Origin of the sequence: Clavibacter tessellarius, assembly GCF_001618005.1 — a bacterium.
GTDB classification, from domain to species: domain Bacteria; phylum Actinomycetota; class Actinomycetes; order Actinomycetales; family Microbacteriaceae; genus Clavibacter; species Clavibacter tessellarius_A.
In genome coordinates, this window is record NZ_LQXA01000047.1 from 1 (window position 1) to 15847 (window position 15847).

The 15847-nt window shown below is 74.3% G+C and carries 18 protein-coding genes and 1 pseudogene; 8 read left to right on the forward strand and 11 right to left on the reverse strand.

The features are described 5' to 3' along the window. A partial coding sequence (locus AWH51_RS12210) for a response regulator transcription factor (protein WP_063072344.1) occupies positions 1–643 on the reverse strand: 643 nt, incomplete at its 3' end. A gap of 26 nt (positions 644–669) precedes the next feature. Continuing rightward, on the reverse strand, positions 670–2244 hold the full coding sequence (locus AWH51_RS12215; protein ID WP_063072345.1) for a sensor histidine kinase: 1575 nt from the start codon (positions 2242–2244) through the stop codon (positions 670–672). 152 nt (positions 2245–2396) lie between these two features. Here AWH51_RS12215 and AWH51_RS12220 point away from each other — a divergent pair, with 152 nt between their 5' ends. The 3 genes from AWH51_RS12220 (at position 2397) to AWH51_RS12230 (ending at position 6224) form a co-directional block, all read left to right on the forward strand. Continuing rightward, positions 2397–3035: a hypothetical protein gene (locus AWH51_RS12220; RefSeq protein WP_131798137.1), complete on the forward strand. Its 639-nt coding sequence runs from the start codon at positions 2397–2399 to the stop codon at positions 3033–3035. Between the two features lie 200 nt (positions 3036–3235). After that, positions 3236–5335 (forward strand): cytochrome c oxidase assembly protein, encoded by a 2100-nt coding sequence (locus AWH51_RS12225; RefSeq protein WP_063072347.1) that lies wholly within the window; start codon positions 3236–3238, stop codon positions 5333–5335. Between the two features lie 82 nt (positions 5336–5417). Next, on the forward strand, positions 5418–6224 hold the full coding sequence (locus AWH51_RS12230) for a thioredoxin domain-containing protein (RefSeq protein ID WP_063072348.1): 807 nt from the start codon (positions 5418–5420) through the stop codon (positions 6222–6224). 40 nt (positions 6225–6264) lie between these two features. Here the strand turns inward: AWH51_RS12230 and AWH51_RS12235 are convergent, their stop codons facing one another. The 3 genes from AWH51_RS12235 to AWH51_RS12245 are packed head-to-tail and all read right to left on the reverse strand — an operon-like array spanning position 6265 to position 7902. Continuing rightward, positions 6265–6705 carry a bleomycin resistance protein gene (locus AWH51_RS12235; protein WP_063072349.1) on the reverse strand — a complete coding sequence of 147 codons (441 nt, stop codon included), beginning with the start codon at positions 6703–6705 and terminating at the stop codon, positions 6265–6267. A 49-nt stretch (positions 6706–6754) separates the two neighbouring features. Then, positions 6755–7600, reverse strand: coding sequence for a CPBP family intramembrane glutamic endopeptidase (locus AWH51_RS12240; RefSeq protein ID WP_254654570.1), 846 nt, complete (start codon positions 7598–7600; stop codon positions 6755–6757). 8 nt (positions 7601–7608) lie between these two features. After that, positions 7609–7902 (reverse strand): hypothetical protein, encoded by a 294-nt coding sequence (locus tag AWH51_RS12245; RefSeq protein ID WP_063072351.1) that lies wholly within the window; start codon positions 7900–7902, stop codon positions 7609–7611. A 105-nt stretch (positions 7903–8007) separates the two neighbouring features. Here AWH51_RS12245 and AWH51_RS12250 point away from each other — a divergent pair, with 105 nt between their 5' ends. Then, the gene (locus tag AWH51_RS12250) at positions 8008–9009 is read left to right on the forward strand and encodes an adenosine deaminase (RefSeq protein WP_063072352.1); all 1002 of its coding nucleotides are present in this window, start codon (positions 8008–8010) and stop codon (positions 9007–9009) included. Positions 9010–9072: 63 nt separating this feature from the next. Here AWH51_RS12250 and AWH51_RS12255 read toward each other — a convergent pair whose 3' ends face one another. Beyond that, complete coding sequence (locus AWH51_RS12255; protein WP_063072353.1) at positions 9073–9477, reverse strand: RidA family protein; 405 nt, start codon at positions 9475–9477, stop codon at positions 9073–9075. Positions 9478–9655: 178 nt separating this feature from the next. Here AWH51_RS12255 and AWH51_RS12260 point away from each other — a divergent pair, with 178 nt between their 5' ends. The 3 genes from AWH51_RS12260 to AWH51_RS12270 all read left to right on the forward strand — a co-directional run bounded on the left by AWH51_RS12260 (position 9656) and on the right by AWH51_RS12270 (position 11596). Then, positions 9656–10057 (forward strand): hypothetical protein, encoded by a 402-nt coding sequence (locus tag AWH51_RS12260; RefSeq protein ID WP_063072354.1) that lies wholly within the window; start codon positions 9656–9658, stop codon positions 10055–10057. A 135-nt stretch (positions 10058–10192) separates the two neighbouring features. Then, positions 10193–11047, forward strand: coding sequence for a hypothetical protein (locus tag AWH51_RS12265; protein ID WP_131798138.1), 855 nt, complete (start codon positions 10193–10195; stop codon positions 11045–11047). Between the two features lie 147 nt (positions 11048–11194). Further along, positions 11195–11596, forward strand: a complete 402-nt coding sequence (locus tag AWH51_RS12270; RefSeq protein WP_063072356.1) for a hypothetical protein — start codon at positions 11195–11197, stop codon at positions 11594–11596. Positions 11597–11606: 10 nt separating this feature from the next. Here AWH51_RS12270 and AWH51_RS12275 read toward each other — a convergent pair whose 3' ends face one another. Both AWH51_RS12275 and AWH51_RS12280 read right to left on the reverse strand, forming a co-directional pair. Then, a complete protein-coding gene (locus tag AWH51_RS12275; RefSeq protein WP_254654571.1) occupies positions 11607–11981 on the reverse strand; it encodes a GrpB family protein in 375 nt (124 codons plus the stop codon). Between the two features lie 116 nt (positions 11982–12097). Further along, positions 12098–12874, reverse strand: a pseudogene (locus tag AWH51_RS12280) (EamA family transporter); the annotation flags it as partial. Positions 12875–12916: 42 nt separating this feature from the next. Here AWH51_RS12280 and AWH51_RS12285 point away from each other — a divergent pair. After that, positions 12917–13399 carry a MarR family winged helix-turn-helix transcriptional regulator gene (locus AWH51_RS12285; RefSeq protein WP_063072357.1) on the forward strand — a complete coding sequence of 161 codons (483 nt, stop codon included), beginning with the start codon at positions 12917–12919 and terminating at the stop codon, positions 13397–13399. Positions 13400–13408: 9 nt separating this feature from the next. Here the strand turns inward: AWH51_RS12285 and AWH51_RS12290 are convergent, their stop codons facing one another. The 3 genes from AWH51_RS12290 to cysK are packed head-to-tail and all read right to left on the reverse strand — an operon-like array spanning position 13409 to position 15701. Further along, positions 13409–14176 carry a TrmH family RNA methyltransferase gene (locus AWH51_RS12290; RefSeq protein WP_254654572.1) on the reverse strand — a complete coding sequence of 256 codons (768 nt, stop codon included), beginning with the start codon at positions 14174–14176 and terminating at the stop codon, positions 13409–13411. Further along, positions 14176–14760 (reverse strand): serine O-acetyltransferase EpsC, encoded by a 585-nt coding sequence (epsC, locus tag AWH51_RS12295; RefSeq protein WP_063072358.1) that lies wholly within the window; start codon positions 14758–14760, stop codon positions 14176–14178. Before epsC ends, AWH51_RS12290 begins: the two co-directional genes overlap by 1 nt. Positions 14761–14762: 2 nt before the next feature. Next, on the reverse strand, positions 14763–15701 hold the full coding sequence (gene cysK, locus AWH51_RS12300; protein ID WP_063072359.1) for a cysteine synthase A: 939 nt from the start codon (positions 15699–15701) through the stop codon (positions 14763–14765). Positions 15702–15847: the final 146 nt, after the last annotated feature.

Sequence of the window (15847 nt, forward strand, 5' to 3'; positions counted from 1 at the left end):
CCGCGAGCACCCGCCGGTGGTCCTCGCCCGTGTCCTCCAGGCCGAGCTTCGCGAAGATGCTCGTCACGTGCTTCTCGACCGCGCCCGTGCCGATGACGAGCGCCCGCCCGATCGCCGGGTTGGTGCGGCCCTCGGCCATCAGCCCGAGCACCTCGAGCTCGCGCGGCGTGAGGGCGCTGAGGGGATCGCGTCGTCGGGCCATCAGCTGGGTCACCACCTCGGGGTCGAGCACGGTGCCGCCGGACGCGACGCGGCGCACGGCGTCGTCGATCTCCTCCAGGCGCGTCACCCGGTCCTTGAGCAGGTAGCCGATCCCGGCGGTGCCGCTGCGGAACACCTCCTCGGCGTACGCGGCCTCCACGTACTGGGAGAGCAGCAGCACGCCGATCCCCGGCACGCGGCGGCGGGCCTCGACCGTCGCGCGGATGCCCTCGTCGGTGTACGACGGCGGCATGCGGACGTCCATCACCACCACGTCGGGGACGTCGTCGGCGAGCGCGGCGAGGAAGGCATCCGCGTCCTTGTACTGGGCGACCACGTCGATCCCGGCCTCCACGAGCACCCGCGCGAGCCCCTCCCGGAGCAGCACCGCGTCGTCGACCACGATGGCCCGGATGCGCGCTGCATCCGGGCCGTCGTCCATGGCCCCGATCGTATCGAGCGGGCGGGTCACGCGGCGGGCGGGGCGGCGATCGCGCCGTCGGATCCCGTGCCGTCGGCGGCCGACCCGGCCGCGGCGGTGCGCGGGTCGGTCGGCACGCCGTTCAGCGCGACGAGCGGCACGCGCGCGGTGATGCGCGTCGGTCCGCCGGCGGGGCTGGAGATGCTGACGTCGCCGTCGAGGGCGCCGAGCCGACCGAGGAGCCCCTCGAGCCCGTGGCCCTCCTGGACGGACGCGCCGCCCTGCCCGTCATCCGTCACGCGGGCGGCCAGCACCCGGTCGCCGTCGAGGTCGCTCACGAGCGCCAGCGTCACGTCGGCCCGGGTCGCGCCCGAGTGCTTCGCGACGTTGGTGAGCAGCTCGCTGACGGTGAAGTACAGGTTCCGCTCGACCTCGGTCGGCAGCGCCAGGCTCTCGGGGAGCTGCACGTCGAGCGCCACGGGGACCGTCGAGCGGGACGCGAGCGCCTCGAGGGCGGCCACCAGCCCGCGGTCGAGGAGGATCGGCGGGGCGAACCCGCGGGACAGCGCGCGCAGCTCCTCGAGCGTGTCGTGGGCGTGGGCGGACGCCTCGGCGATGAGCGTGCGGGCGCGCTCGGGATCCGCGTCCAGCGCGCGCTCGGCGGCCGCGAGGTCCATGCGGAGGCGCACGAGCCGCTGCTGCGGACCGTCGTGCAGGTCGCGCTCGATCTGGCGGAGCGTCTGCCCCTCGGCCGTGACGGCGCCGGCGCGGGACCGCTCGAGGCCCTGCACCCGGCGCTCGAGGGCGTCGGACCGGAAGCCGCCGAGGAGGGCGTGGTCGGTCCAGTAGTGGGCGAGCGTGGCGCCGCGGGTCCAGAGGGGCAGGAGCACGACGGACAGGATCATCGTCACGCCCGAGAGCACGAACGCCAGCGTCCAGGTGCGCGCGGGGTCGTAGCCGAAGCGCTCGAGGAGCAGGTTGATCTGCCAGCCCTGCGCCAGCACCGCGATCCCGCCGAGGGCCGGCGCGATGAACCCGAGCGCCAGGAGGACGCCCGCGCCGAGCGTGACGATGGCCACGACCGGGTACACGACGACCGCGTGCAGCAGGTACAGCCAGTAGTGCGGATTCGCGACCGCCGAGAGGAGGCGCATGGCGCGGTTCTGCGTCCAGCGCGGGGTCCAGTCGACCGGCCGGATCGGCCGCGGCTCGGCCCACCCGATGCGGACCCGCTCCACCGCCCCCAGCCCGCGCGCCGCGAACAGCGACCCGAAGAGCACGACGGAGAGCGCCAGGGCAGCGAACAGGCCGGACGCCGACCACAGGAGCTCGCTGATCAGGCTGAAGACGATGTTGGGGAGCGCGAGGTAGACCGTGGCGCACAGGATCCCGGTCAGGAGCATGTAGCCGATGTCGCGGGGGAAGCGCCGCCAGGCGGAGGAGTAGAGGGAGCGGCGGCGCGCGACGGGCGGGGCCGCGTCGTCCGGGTCCACGTCGTCGCTCCCGCCCGCGGCGTCGGACGGAGGACCGCCGGCGTCGGACGCGTCGGCGGCGTCGGGCAGGAGCTCTTCGGGTGGCACGGGCGTCGATTCGGCCTCGGTGGTGGGCGGTGTCGTGTTCATGATCCCAGCCTCGCGAGCGACGGGCACGTGGCCCATCCTGCTCGCTCCCGGATCGAGGTGGGGTATGCCCCCGTGCGGCGGGCGCGGGCGCGGGCCGCGGAGCCGACGTCGCCCATCGTCTCTCCGGGAGCCGCACCTAGGCTGTTCTGCAAATGAGGGAACCGAGGACGCCGGCGATGGCCGGGCGGGGCACGCGCGTCGCACGCGGCGCCGTCACGGCCGCCTTCGCGATCCTCGTGTCGATGCTGTCGCACCTCGCCGGCGGCGGCCCCATCCCGGGAGCGGTCGGCCTCGTCGTCGCGGCGGCGCTCGCGCTGCCGACGTGCGTGCTGCTCGCCGGCCGCACCGTGTCGACCGCGCGGCTCGCGGTCGCCGTCGCGTGCAGCCAGGCGGTCCTGCACCTCCTCTTCACCGTCGGCGCCCCGACCACGACGACCCTGCAGGTCGTCGGCGGGCACCACGGCATGGGCGGGCACGTCGTGAGCGCCGGCGGGGCCGCGGCCGGCGCCGGCGACATGGGCGGCATGCACCACGGATCCGCGATGTGGGTCGCGCACCTGCTCGCCGCCGTCCTCACGATCGTGGCGCTCCGCTCCGGCGAGCGCGCCTTCTGGGACCTCGTCGCGCTCGCGCGCACGAGCCTCCGCGCGCTGATCCTCGTGGCCGCGCTCGACGTCGTGCCGCGCGCCGAGGTGCGCCACCGCGTCGCGCGCGCGATGCGCCCGGAGATCCGCGACCTCGGCGTCTGCGTCGCCGCGTCGCCCCACCGTGGGCCACCCGCCGCGGCCTGATCCGGCCCCGGTCCGGCGCGCTCCCGCGCGCCCGGACGACGCACGACGCCTCCCGGCGCCGTGCCCTCGCGCGTCCTCGGACGCGCACCCCGACGCGCCCGCGCCCTCCGCGACCCGAGCCCATCCGACCCGCTCGGATCGCCCACCCGGAGAGCCGCCGTCCCGCCGCGCCCGATCCCGGCGCCCACCCAGGACACCCCATGCCCCCACGCTCCGCCCTGCCCTCCCCCGATCCGGTCACCGACCACGACCGCCCCGATCCCGACGACCCCGTCTTCGTGCCCCGCACGCTGGCCGTCCCGCGCATCCGCGCCCGCCCCGCGCTGCTCTGGGCGTGCCTCCCGCTCGCCGTCGCCGTGACGCTGGCCGCCGCCGCCTTCACGGGCGCCACCACGCGGACGCTGCTGGTGGATCCCGGCGACGTCGTCACCTACGGCCTGCCCGTCGCGCGCGTCATCCACGACGCCGCCGCCGCCGTGACCATCGGCCTGCTCGTGGTCGCCGCGTTCGCGCTGCCCGGGCAGCGGAAGCACCCCGGGATGGCGAGCTTCGCGCAGTGGCGGGCGACCCGCTGGGCGACCCGCGCCGCCGCCGTGTGGCTCGCCGCCAGCATCGCCGTGCTCGCCCTCTCGGGCGCGAACGTGATCGGCGTCCCGCTCACCTCCCCGACCTTCCGGGGCCAGCTCGGCTACTTCGCGTTCCAGCTCGAGCTCGGCCAGACCCTGCTCGCGTCGCTGGTGTGCGTGGCCGTCGCGTTCGGCATCAGCGCGTGGACGCGGAGCGTCTCCGGCATCGGCGTGGCCGCGGCCGTCGCCCTCGCCTCGCTGCTCCCGCTCTCGCTGTCGGGCCACGCCGCGGGCACGTACGAGCACGCGAACGCGGTGGACAGCCTCGGGATCCACCTCGTCGGCGTCACCGTGTGGGCCGGCGGGCTGGTCGCGGTGATCCTCTGCCAGAAGCTCACGAAGGGCGCGCTGCCCGCGGTCGTCGCCCGCTACTCGACGCTCGCCGGATGGGCGTTCGTCGCGGTCGCGCTGTCGGGGATCGTCAACGCGTCGCTCCGCATCGGCACGCCGCTCGACCTCATCACGACGCCGTACGGGCTCCTGCTCCTCGTGAAGACGGCGATCCTCGTGGCGCTCGGCGTCGCCGGGTTCGCGCACCGCCGGATCCTCATCCCGGGGCTCGTCCGCGACGCGACCCGGCGGACGGCGTTCCTCCGCCTCGCGGTCGGCGAGGTCGTCGTGATGTCCGTGGCGATGGGCGTCTCGGTGGCGCTCTCGCGCAGCGCCCCGCCCGTGCCGCAGACGACCATCGCCGACGTCGACCCGCTCGCGTCGCTCATCGGCTTCACCTTCCCCGACCCCGTGACGCCGCTCCGGATGCTGACCGCCGTCCACCCGGACTTCCTGTTCCTCGGGGTCGCCGCGGTCATGGCCGGGCTCTACCTCGTCGCGGTGCGGCGCCTCCGCCGGCGCGGCGACGCCTGGTCGGCCGCGCGCACGGTGCCGTGGCTGCTCGGCTGCGCGATGCTCGTCTACGCGACGAGCGGCGGGCCCGCCGTGTACGGGGCGGTGCACTTCAGCACCCACATGATCCAGCACATGATGCTGATGATGTACGTGCCGCCGCTGCTCGTGCTCGGCGCCCCCGTGCTCCTGCTGCTGCGCGCGCTGCCGGCCCGGAAGGACGCCAGCCGCGGCGTGCGCGAGTGGGTGCTCGCCGCGATACACTCCCGGTACTCGCGCCTGGTGACGAACCCGATCGTCGCCGCGGTCGTCTTCGCCGGCAGCCTCGTGGCCTTCTACTACACGCCGTGGTTCGAGTGGTCGCTCGCCACCCACCAGGGCCACATGCTGATGACCGTCCACTTCCTGATCAGCGGGTACCTCTTCTTCTTCGTGCTCATCGGGGTGGATCCGGGCCCCACGCGCCCGCCGTACCCGATCCGGCTGATGCTCCTGCTCGCGACGATGGCGTTCCACGCGTTCTTCGGCCTCGCGATCATGTCGGGCACGCAGATCCTCGCGATCGACTGGTGGCACCAGCTCGGCCTCGCGACCGACGCGCAGCTGCTCGCCGACCAGGCCGCGGGCGGCGGCATCGCGTGGGGCGCGGGCGAGCTGCCCGTCGTGCTCGTGGCGCTCATGGTCGTGCGGCAGTGGTCCGGATCCGAGCAGCGCGCCGCCACCCGCTACGACCGGGCGGCCGCCCGCGACGGCGACGCCGAGCTCCGCGCCTACAACGCGCGGCTGTCCGCGCTCGACGAGCGCGCCGACGAGCGGCGGCCGACGCCGTGAGCCGCCACAGCGCGGGCGACCGTCGCCTGCCCTCCCCCCTCCACCCCGCAACCGTCCGAACCGACGACAGGAGCACCGCATCATGAGCAAGAAGTCCAGCGCCGACCGCGACCGCACCCGCGAGATCCGGGAGAAGGCGAACGCGCAGCGCCGCCTCGAGGAGGCGAAGCGGAAGCGCCGCCGCCTCCTCACCCAGCTCGGCGTCGCCGGCGCCGTCGTGATCCTCGTCGCCGGCATCTGGGGCGGCGCGAGCCTCCTCCGCCAGCAGGCGGAGGCCGGCAGCGTGGCGCCCACCGCGGACGCCACCGTGCAGCTGGCGAGCGCCGGCGAGGCGCACCTCGCGACCGAGCCGGATGCCGTGTCGGTCGGCGCCGCGGACGCGCCCGTGACGCTCGACATCTACGAGGACTACTCCTGCCCGCACTGTCAGGAGTACGAGGCCGCCACCGGCCCGCTCCTCGACCGGGTCGCCGCATCCGGGCAGGTGCGCGTCGTGTACCACCCCATCCGGATCGTCACGAACTACGGCCGCGTCGCCGGCAGCACGGCCGCGTGCGTCCTGCAGCACGACCCGTCCGCCTGGCCCGGCGTGCACTCCGCCCTCTTCGCGAACCACTCGGCCGCGACCGACTCGTGGACGGGGAAGGACTTCTCCTCCTGGCTCGGCTCGCAGGGGGTCACCGACCCCGAGGCCCTCACCTGCACGGAGAAGGGCGCGTACGCCGGCTGGATCACGGCCAACACCGACACGGCGACCGCCGCGGGCGTCACCGGCACCCCGACGCTGATGATCGGCGGGCAGAAGACCACCACGGTGAGCGGGCAGCAGCTCGTCGACGCGCTCACCGCGGCAGGAGCGACGCTGTCCGCGGGCATCGCGGAGGGGTGACGATCGCGGCCCGCCCGGCACCGGGCGGGCCGCGGCGGCATCAGCCCGCGGGAGCCTCCGCCGGTCGCCGCCCGATGGACGACTGGAACCGCACCAGGTAGCCGTCGGGATCCCGCACGAGGAACTGGCGGACGCCCGTCTCCTCGTCGCCGATCCGGTACCAGGTCGTCTCCGGCTCGAGGAAGAGCGCGATGCCGGCCGCGGCGAGCGCCTCCGCCACCGCGTCGGCGTCCTCGACGGCGATCTGGAAGTTGATCCCCCGCCCGAACGGCCGCTCCAGCGGCCCCGTCACCCAGTTCCGGATGATGCCGGCCTGCTCGAGCATGAGGTGCGCCCCGCCGCGCGCGATGTACGCGAAGCCCTCGTCCGGGCGGTCGTACCGCACCTGGAAGCCGCACAGGTCGCGCCAGAACGCGAGGCTCGCGGCGAGGTCGGTGACCAGCAGCTCGGGGACCAGGTCGGGCTCGTCGTCGGGATCCATGCGGCCATGCTCGCAGACGGGTCGCGGGCCGGACCGACACCGGCTGGCGTCACGCGACCAGGTGCTCGGCGATCGGCCATCCGTTCATGACGACGTGCGCGGCGATGATGGCGGGCAGGTTCCGGTGCCGCCACCACAGGATCCCGAGCAGGAGCCCGAACGACCCCTGCGCGACGACGACGCGGGCCACGTCGAGCACCGGGGCGCCGGTGCCGTGGGAGGCCAGGTGCATGAGCGCGAAGACCAGCGACGCGAGGGCGATGCCGGGCGCGGGGCCGAGCGACGCTTCGAGCCGCGTCTGCAGCCACCGCCGGTAGAAGAGCTCCTCGCCGATCCCGGCCGTCAGCGCCGTCGCCACCGCGGTGACGAGCAGCGTCGCGGGGTCGACGCCGTCGAGGTCCGGCCGCGGGTTCCACGGCGCGACCTGCGCCAGGAGCGCCCACACCACCACGACCACGATCGGCGCCCACCATCGCTGCGCATCGCGGACGCGGTCGATGCGGACGCCGCGCAGCACGCCGACCACGGCGGCGGGGAGGGCGATCAGCAGGAGGGCCTTCAGGAGCACGTAGCCCTCGCTCCGCGCCAGCCCGAGCGCTCCCACCGCGAGCGGGAAGGCCGCGGCGAGCGCCAGCAGGATCCACGTCGCCGCCCGGTGCCGCGCCGGCTCGGACACGATCGCGGGCTGCTCCAGCACCCGGCGCGGCAGCGTCAGCGTGAGGGCGATGCCCACGGCTGCGGGGAGGAGCACCGCCCACCACGGGACCGAGGGCGCACCCGCATCTGACGACGTCGGCGCTCCGTCGGGCACGGCGACCAGGACGATCCCGAGAGCCAGGACGCCTAGGGCCGCGCAGAGCACGAGGACCGTCCGGCCGAGGATCCGGTGAGGCACGCGCGCGCTCATCCGCGCCCCGGCGCTGGCTGCCCGTCCGGCCCCTCGCCGCGGAAACGGGCCGGGACGAAGCCCGCGAAGTCCTCGCCGATGCCGCCGGGTTCGGAGAAGCCCTCCACGAGCGCGGTCGCCTCCGCGATCAGCTGCTCGCGCGTCAGCCGTCCTCCGCCGACCGTGAACCCGTACGTGCCGCCCGCCGGGCCGCTCAGCCAGTCGAGGTCGTAGGCCGGGGTCGCGCCCCGCGGCTCCCGCTCGGCGATGCGCCACCGCTCGCCGAGCACCGCGACCTCGGACGCCTCCATGCCCCGAGCCTACGGACGCCGACCGGCCCCGTCCTCGCCCGGAGCCGGCTCCGGCTCCGGCTCCCGCCCGGCGGGCACCCGGCCGCCGTCCGTTACCGTCGACGGATGATCTCCACGCTCCCGCCCACCGCCGAGCTGCACCTGCACGTGGAGGGCACCCTCGAACCGGAGCTGGTGTTCGAGCTGGCCGAGCGCAACGGCGTCGAGCTGCCGTACGCCGGCATCGAGGACCTCCGCTCGCGCTACGCCTTCACCGACCTGCAGTCGTTCCTCGACCTCTACTACGCGTGCACGGCGGTCCTCCGCACGCGCCGCGACTTCCACGACCTCGCCGCCGCGTACCTGGAGCGGGCCGCGGCCGACGGGATCCGGCACGTCGAGATGTCGTTCGACCCGCAGGCGCACACGTCCCGCGGCGTGGCGATCGACGACGTGGTCGACGGCCTCCTCGACGCCCTCCGCGACGCGCGCGTGCGCCACGGCATCTCCGGCGGCCTGATCCTCAGCTTCCTCCGCGACCGGCCGGTGGAGGAGGCGATGGCGACGCTGGAGTCGGTCGCCGGCCGCGCCCACGAGATCCTCGCCGTCGGGCTCGACTCGGCCGAGGTCGGCTACCCGCCGTCGCTCTTCGTCGACGTCTTCGCGCGCGCCCGCGAGCTCGGCCTGCACGCCGTCGCGCACGCCGGCGAGGAGGGCCCGCCCGCGTACGTCTGGGAGGCGCTCGACCTGCTGCACGTCGAGCGGGTGGACCACGGCGTGCGCTGCCTCGAGGATCCCGCGCTCGTCGACCGGCTCGTCGCCGACCGGATCCCGCTCACCGTCTGCCCGCTCTCGAACGTGCGCCTCGGCGTGAACGAGACGCTCGACGAGCACGCCCTGCCGGAGCTCCTCGCGCGCGGCGTGCTCGCCATGGTCAACAGCGACGACCCGGCCTACTTCGGCGGCTACCTCGGCGAGAACCTCCGACAGCTGCGTGTGGCGCACGCCTTCGACGACGACGCGGTCGCGCTCCTCGCCCGCAACTCGTTCCACGCGGCGTTCCTGTCGGACGAGCGCCGCGCCGAGCTCCTCGCGGCGGTCGACGCCTGGCGCGCCTCCGCGCTCTGAGCCCGACCTGATCTCGGCGGCCGGGTCGGCAGGTCGGTCGGTCGGGGACGGCGGCGACCGCCCTCAGTCGACGACGGCCGCGACCGCCTCGACCTCCACGAGCTGGTCGTCGTACCCGAGCACGGTGACGCCGAGGAGCGTGCTCGGCGGATCGTGCGGGGCCAGTGCGTCGCGGACGACCTCCCACGCGGTCACGAGGTCGGCCTGCCTGCTGGAGGCCACGAGCACGCGCGTGCTCACGAGGTCGGCGGTCGTCGCGCCCGCCGCCTCCAGCGCGATGCGCAGGTTCGCGACGCACCGCGCCGCCTGCGCGGCGTGGTCGCCGACGCCGACGGTGCGGCCGTCCGCGTCGAGCGGGCACGATCCCGCGAGGAACACGAGCCGCGCGTCGGCGGGCGCGGTGGCGGCGTAGGCGTACTCGGCGGCGTCCGCGAGGGAGGCGGAGCGGATCAGGGTCACGGCGGTCATGGGTCTCCCGTCTCGCGCGCGGGCGGATCCGCGGCGCGTCCCAGCCTGCCAGCGCGTAGCCGCCCGCATGTCCGCGCGCGTGTCCGCCCGGCGCGTTCCGCATGTCCGCCCGGCGCCACCGCTATCCGCTCCGCCCCCGCGCGGCCGGATCCGCAGGCCGCGTCCCTAGCATCACCGCGTGACCGACTACGTCCGCTTCCAGAGCGCCGTCCCCAACCGCCGCGGGACCTTCCCGGGGGTGTTCGCCCTCGCCGACGGGCTGCGCCAGAGCGGCCGGCTCTCGGCCGAGGAGGGCGAGTGGATGGACGCGGTGAACGCACGCGCGGCCGAGTCCTACGCGGATCCGCGCTCGGTCGACCCCGACTGCTACGACCGGGTGCGCAACCCCGGCGCCCGCGCCTGGTTCCTCGCCAGCGCCACGGACCTCCTCGGGTTCACGGCCGACTACCTCGCCCTGCTCGACCGGCACGACGTGCCCTGGCAGGAGCTCCGCACGCGGACGCCCGGCCGCATCGTCTACGCCGACGACGTGCAGGTCATCGCGACCCCGCACACGATCGACGACTGGCCGTTCCGCTAGGAGGTCCGATGCTCCCTTGGCCAGACGGCCGTCTGCCCTTCATCTGCGCGACTGGGGACTGTCCGCACGGAGGCGCCCCGGCTCCTAGCTTCTCAGTGCGGTGACCGACACCGCACCCAAGGAGGCACATCACCCATGTCCATCCGTTCGAGGGCCACCCGGCCCCTCATCCCGCGCAGGATGTTCGCGACCATCGCGCTCACCGCCGTCGCGACCCTCGGCTTCGTCATCGCCGCCCCCAGCAGCGGCGCATTCGCCATCGACCACGACTCTCCCCAGGCCCGCGTCGCCTTCTCCCTCGAGCACGGCCACTACCTCGACGACATCAGCGCCGGCCGGATCACGGACGCCGACATCGACGCCGTCGGCAAGACGGGCCTGACCTTCTCCGGGCGCCACATCGACAAGTGGCTGGACCTCTCGCCCGAGGAGGAGGCCGCACGGCAGAAGGCCGCCACGGCACTGCGCTCGGCGGCCGCGGGCGACCCGGACGTGGCGGTGATGGCGCAGAAGATGCGATCCCTGCAGTCGCAGGTCTCCGCTGCCAAGGCCAGCAACTCCGCCGCCGCGGCCGACGCCTCCGCCGCCGCGGTCGAAGACTCCGCCACCGCGGCCAAGGACTCCGCCACCAGCTCCTACCGGCCGGCCCCCCTGTCCCCCAACGCGCCGGTGACGGAGAGCAAGTGGTGGAACCCCTTCCACATCCACATCCCGCCGATCCACATCCACATCCCGCCGATCCACATCCCCATCCCCCACTGGAGCTTCTTCATCGGCAACGCCATCATCCGAGGGATCATCTCCGCCCTCGGCGGCTCGATCGCCGGCGTGATCTGCGTGCTGATCCCCGACCTCACCAAGCTCACCTGCGTCTTGCTGGCCGCGGTCGCGGCCGGCTTCATCGAGTTCATCAAGACCAACGGGATCTGCGGCGGTCACGGCCTCACCTTCCGGCTCCCCATATTCTCGATCCACTGCGGGCGCGACTGACGGCACGCCCGACGGTGCGCTTCCGGCGCACGCACGACGACGGCCCGGGGCCGAGCGGGGATCCTCTCCGCTCGGCCCTCGGTCGTCCCCCGCTCGGTGCGTGGACGCCGCCGGTCCCCTCCGCGCCCGCCGGGCTACCCTCGCCGGATGCCCGACTTCGTGCGCTTCCAGAGCGCCGCCCCGAATCGCCGCGGCACCTTCCCCGGCGTCTTCGCCCTGGCGAACGGCCTCCGGGACGAAGGCCGCCTGTCCGCGGAGGAGATGGCGTGGATCGGGGCGTCCAACGCGCACATGAACGCGACGTACGCGGATCCGTCCACGGTCGTCCCGGGCTGCTACGACCGCACGCTCAACCCCCGGGCGCGCGCCTGGTTCCGCGTCGGATCCGTCGACCTGCTCCGCGTCACGCGCGAGTACCTCGACCTGCTCGACCGGCATGACGTGCCCTGGCACGAGCTGCGCACCCGCACGCCCGGGCGCATCACCTACGAGGACGACGTGCAGGTGGTCGCGGTGCCGCACACGCACGACGAGTGGCCGTTCGGCTAGGTCCGCGGGCTCAGGCCGGGCGGGATGCGCGGGCCGCCCGCGCCGCCCGCGCTGCCCGCGCTCGGGCGAGGATCCCCTGGATCACCGCGGTCTTCGCGTCCGCGTAGGCGTCCATCGACTCCCACCGCCGGGTCATCAGCTCCCGCTTCGTGCGCGCGTAGAGGTCGCGGTCGGCCCGGTCGGCGCGCAGCCGGTCGCGGAGCAGCAGGTACGCCTCCACCGCGGGATCGCCCTCCTCGTAGACGTGCACGTGCGCGTCCCGCGCGGGCGTGCGCACCAGGCGGTGCCCGGGCTCCCGGACGCGCAGCTCGTACCCCGCGGCGACGAGCCGGGCGACGTGGTCCTCCTCGGCCGTGATGTCCGCCACCACGAGCACGACGTCCACGATGGGCTTCGCGGCGAGACCCGGGACGAGCGAGACGGCGTCGTCCGGAGCGCGACCGCCACGGCGACGGACGCCAGCACCAGACCCATCCCGAGGACCTGGACGGCGGACAGCCTCTCGCCCGACCATCCGATCCCGATGCCGACGGCGACGAGGGGGCTGAGCAGCCCGAGGAAGGCGGGCACCCGGGCCGGGAGCGCACGCAGGCCGCGGAACCAGAGCGCGTACGCGAGCGCGGTGCCGACGAACGCCAGGTAGGCGTATCCCGCCACGTTGACGGCCGTGAGCGGCGCCACGGGCAGCGGCTCGGACACCGCGGTGGCCACGGCGAGGAGGATCCCACCCGCGAGCAACTGCCACGACGTGGTGAGGAGCGGCGGGTGATCCGTGCCCCACCGCTTGGCGAGCACCACACCCACCGCCATGCAGGTCGCGCCGGCGAGCGCGGCGGCGACACCGACGGCATCGAGCCGGGCATCGGCCCGGAGGACGATGAGCGCCACGCCAGCCAGCCCGACCGTCCCGGCGACGATCACCCGGAGCGCCATCCGCTCGCCGAGGATCCGGGCGGCGAGCACCGAGACGAGCAGCGGCTGGATCCCGCCGATGACGGCCGCCACCCCGCCCGGCAGACGGTCGGCCGCGACGAAGAGGAACGCGAAGAACGCCCCGATGTTGAGCGCCCCGAGCACGGCGGACCGCCACCACCACGAGCCGCGTGGGAGGCGACGTCCGATCGCGAGCAGCACCAGTCCGGCCGGCAGGGCGCGGAGCGTGGCCGTGAGCAGCGGATGCCCCGGCACCAGGAAGGCGGTCGAGGTCGCGTAGGTCGTCCCCCAGAGCGCGGGAGCGATGGCGGTCAGGAGGATGAGGCGGAGGCGGTAGCTAAGCACTGAGTCAATCTAGCTCACCGCTTAGCGGGTATGGTCGAGAGCATGGACCACGTCGACCGCATCCTCGAGCAGTGGCGCGCCGAGCGGCCCGACCTCGATCCCTCGCCCATGGCCGTCGTCGGCCGGCTCGCGCGGGCGTCGGCTGCCCTCGCGGCGGGGACAGACGCCACCTTCGCCCGGCACGGGATCGACGCATCGACCTTCGACGTGCTCGCCACGCTGCGGCGCCAGGGCGCGCCCCACCGACTGGCGCCGGCAGAGCTCGCGCGGGAGTCGATGATCACCACGAGCGCGGTCGCCCAGCGCCTCAACCGCCTGGAGGCGCTCGGCCTCGTGACGCGGCTCCCCCGCCCCGAGGACGGCCGGGGGAAGCTCGTCGAGCTCACCGCCGAGGGCCGGCAGCTCGTCGACCGCGTGCTCCCCGACCACCTCGCGACCGAGGAGGAGCTGCTCTCCCCGCTCGATGCCCGGGAGCGGCGCACGCTCGCGGAGCTGCTCGGACGCCTCGACCCGACGAGCCGCTAGCCCGGCGCGCTACTCCGGGAACGCCACGTGCTGCATCACCCACGCGTGCATCACGACCGCGGCCGCCGCCGACGCGTTGATGGAGCGGGTGGATCCGAACTGCGAGATCGCGACCGTCATGTCGGCCGCGGCCACCGCCTCGTCGCTGAGGCCCGGGCCCTCCTGGCCGAAGACGAGCACGCAGCGCTCGGGGAGGCGCGTGGTCTCCAGCAGCACGGATCCGTCGACGTTGTCGATCGCGACGATCGGCAGGCCCTCGCCGCGCGCCCACTCCACGAGGTCGGCGATGGTCGCGTGGTGCACGACGTGCTGGTACCGGTCGGTGACCATCGCGCCGCGCTTGTTCCAGCGACGCCGGCCGACGATGTGCACCGTGTCAGCCGCGAACGCGTTGGCGCTCCGCACGATCGATCCGATGTTCATGTCGTGCTGCCAGTTCTCGATGGCCACGTGGAACGGGTGCCGGTGCTGGTCGAGGTCGGCGACGATCGCCTCCATGCGCCAGTAGCGGTAGCGGTCGATCACGTTGCGGGTGTCGCCGCGCTCCAGCAACTCGGGGTCGAGATGCGGCTCATCCGGCCACGCCTCGGGGCCGCCGGGCCAGGGGCCGACGCCGTGCGTGCTGTGCTCGTGGGTGGGCGCCGGCTCGGCGCTCGATGGCGGCTCGCCGCTCGATGCCGCCTCCACGCTCGATGCCGCCTCCACGCGGGGCGCCGCATCGATGCTCGGCTCCGCCTCGACGGCGGGCGTCGGCTCCTGGCCGTGGGGCTCGGGCATCAGATGTAGATCGCCGGGTCGACGAAGAACGCCGGGTCGACGTGGGCGTCGGGCCCGCGCCCGGCGCGCTTCCCGGTCTCGACCGCCGGGATGCCGGTGAGCACGGATCCCGCGGGCGCGTCCTTCACGACCACGGCGTTCGCGCCGATGACGCTGCCCGCGCCGATGACGATGGGCCCGAGCAGCTTCGCGCCGGCGCCGATGGTGACGCCGTCGCCCACGGTCGGGTGCCGCTTGCCGCGCACGAGGCTCTTCCCACCGAGCGTGACGCCGTGGTACATCAGCACGTCGTCACCGATCTCGGCCGTCGCGCCGATCACCACGCCCATGCCGTGGTCGATGAACAGCCGCCGCCCGATGCGCGCCCCCGGGTGGATCTCCACCCCGGTCAGCGCCCGCCCGACTTGCGCGAGCAGCCGGGCGGCGAGCCGGATGCGCCGGCGCCAGAGCGCGTGCGACACCCGGTGCAGCCACACGGCGTGCAGCCCCGGGTAGCCGAGCATCATCTCCAGGTACCCGCGCGCGGCCGGATCGTGGGCGCGCGCCGAACGGAGGTCCTCGACGACGCGGGCGACGACTCCCACGCCTAGTCGCGCAGGTCGTCGAACAGCACGGTCGAGAGGTACCGCTCGCCGTAGTCGCAGACGATGGCGACGATGGTCTTCCCCGCGCTCTCGGGCCGCCTTGCGATCTCGAGCGCGGCCCACACGATGGATCCAGACGAGATGCCGCAGAGGATCCCCTCGTCGGTCGCGAGCGCGCGCGAGACGCGGATGGAATCCTCCAGCGAGACGTCGACGACCTCGTCGTAGACCTCGGTGTCGAGGATCTCGGGCACGAAGTTCGCCCCGATGCCCTGGATCTTGTGCGGGCCGGGCTTCCCGCCGTTGAGGATGGGCGAGTCGAGCGGCTCGACCGCGACGATCTTCACGTCGGGCTTCCGCTCCTTGAGCACCTGGCCGACGCCCGTGATGGTGCCGCCCGTGCCGACGCCCGCGATGAACACGTCGACGGCGCCGTCGGTGTCCGCCCAGACCTCCTCGGCCGTGGTCTCGCGGTGCTTCTGCGGGTTGGCCGCGTTCGCGAACTGCTGCGCCCAGATGGCGTTCGGCGTCTCCGCGACGATCTGCTGCGCGCGCTCGACGGCGCCGCGCATGCCCTCGGGCCCGGGCGTCAGCACGATCTGGGCGCCGTACGCGCGCAGCACCAGCCGGCGCTCGATGCTCATGGTCTCGGGCATCGTGAGGATGACCGTGTAGCCGCGCGCCGCGCCCACCATCGCGAGCGCGATGCCGGTGTTGCCGCTCGTGCCCTCGACGATCGTGCCGCCCGGCTCGAGCTGGCCCGATGCCTCGGCCGCGTCGATGATCGCCACGCCGATGCGGTCCTTCACGCTGGACGCCGGGTTGTGCGACTCGAGCTTCACGAGCACGGTCGCGTCGAGCCCCTCCGTGAGCCGGTTGAGGCGCACGAGCGGCGTGCCGCCGACCAGCTGGGTGATGTCGTCGTAGACGCGACCTGCCATGGGTTCCACCTTCGTCGTGATCCTGATCGGTGCGGGGCCGAGCCGCGCGCACTTGCTCGTCGTCGAGCCTATGCGAGCGCAACCGCGCGGGTGGCGACGGCATTCCGGGCCGGGCGGACCGTCTGTCGGGAGGAGCTGTGGAGGGG

What these genes read in the sequence shown, in the direction of transcription:
- AWH51_RS12250 (WP_063072352.1), top strand. Translation starts at nt 8,008, where the DNA reads ATGATCTCCACGCTCCCGCCCACCGCCGAGCTGCACCTGCACGTGGAG.
- AWH51_RS12290 (WP_254654572.1), bottom strand. Translation starts at nt 14,176, where the DNA reads ATGCCCGAGCCCCACGGCCAGGAGCCGACGCCCGCCGTCGAGGCGGAG.
- AWH51_RS12215 (WP_063072345.1), bottom strand. Translation starts at nt 2,244, where the DNA reads ATGAACACGACACCGCCCACCACCGAGGCCGAATCGACGCCCGTGCCA.
- AWH51_RS12270 (WP_063072356.1), top strand. Translation starts at nt 11,195, where the DNA reads ATGCCCGACTTCGTGCGCTTCCAGAGCGCCGCCCCGAATCGCCGCGGC.
- AWH51_RS12255 (WP_063072353.1), bottom strand. Translation starts at nt 9,477, where the DNA reads ATGACCGCCGTGACCCTGATCCGCTCCGCCTCCCTCGCGGACGCCGCC.
- AWH51_RS12285 (WP_063072357.1), top strand. Translation starts at nt 12,917, where the DNA reads ATGGACCACGTCGACCGCATCCTCGAGCAGTGGCGCGCCGAGCGGCCC.
- AWH51_RS12265 (WP_131798138.1), top strand. Translation starts at nt 10,193, where the DNA reads ATGTCCATCCGTTCGAGGGCCACCCGGCCCCTCATCCCGCGCAGGATG.
- AWH51_RS12235 (WP_063072349.1), bottom strand. Translation starts at nt 6,705, where the DNA reads ATGGATCCCGACGACGAGCCCGACCTGGTCCCCGAGCTGCTGGTCACC.
- AWH51_RS12225 (WP_063072347.1), top strand. Translation starts at nt 3,236, where the DNA reads ATGCCCCCACGCTCCGCCCTGCCCTCCCCCGATCCGGTCACCGACCAC.
- AWH51_RS12230 (WP_063072348.1), top strand. Translation starts at nt 5,418, where the DNA reads ATGAGCAAGAAGTCCAGCGCCGACCGCGACCGCACCCGCGAGATCCGG.
- cysK (WP_063072359.1), bottom strand. Translation starts at nt 15,701, where the DNA reads ATGGCAGGTCGCGTCTACGACGACATCACCCAGCTGGTCGGCGGCACG.
- AWH51_RS12220 (WP_131798137.1), top strand. Translation starts at nt 2,397, where the DNA reads ATGAGGGAACCGAGGACGCCGGCGATGGCCGGGCGGGGCACGCGCGTC.
- AWH51_RS12245 (WP_063072351.1), bottom strand. Translation starts at nt 7,902, where the DNA reads ATGGAGGCGTCCGAGGTCGCGGTGCTCGGCGAGCGGTGGCGCATCGCC.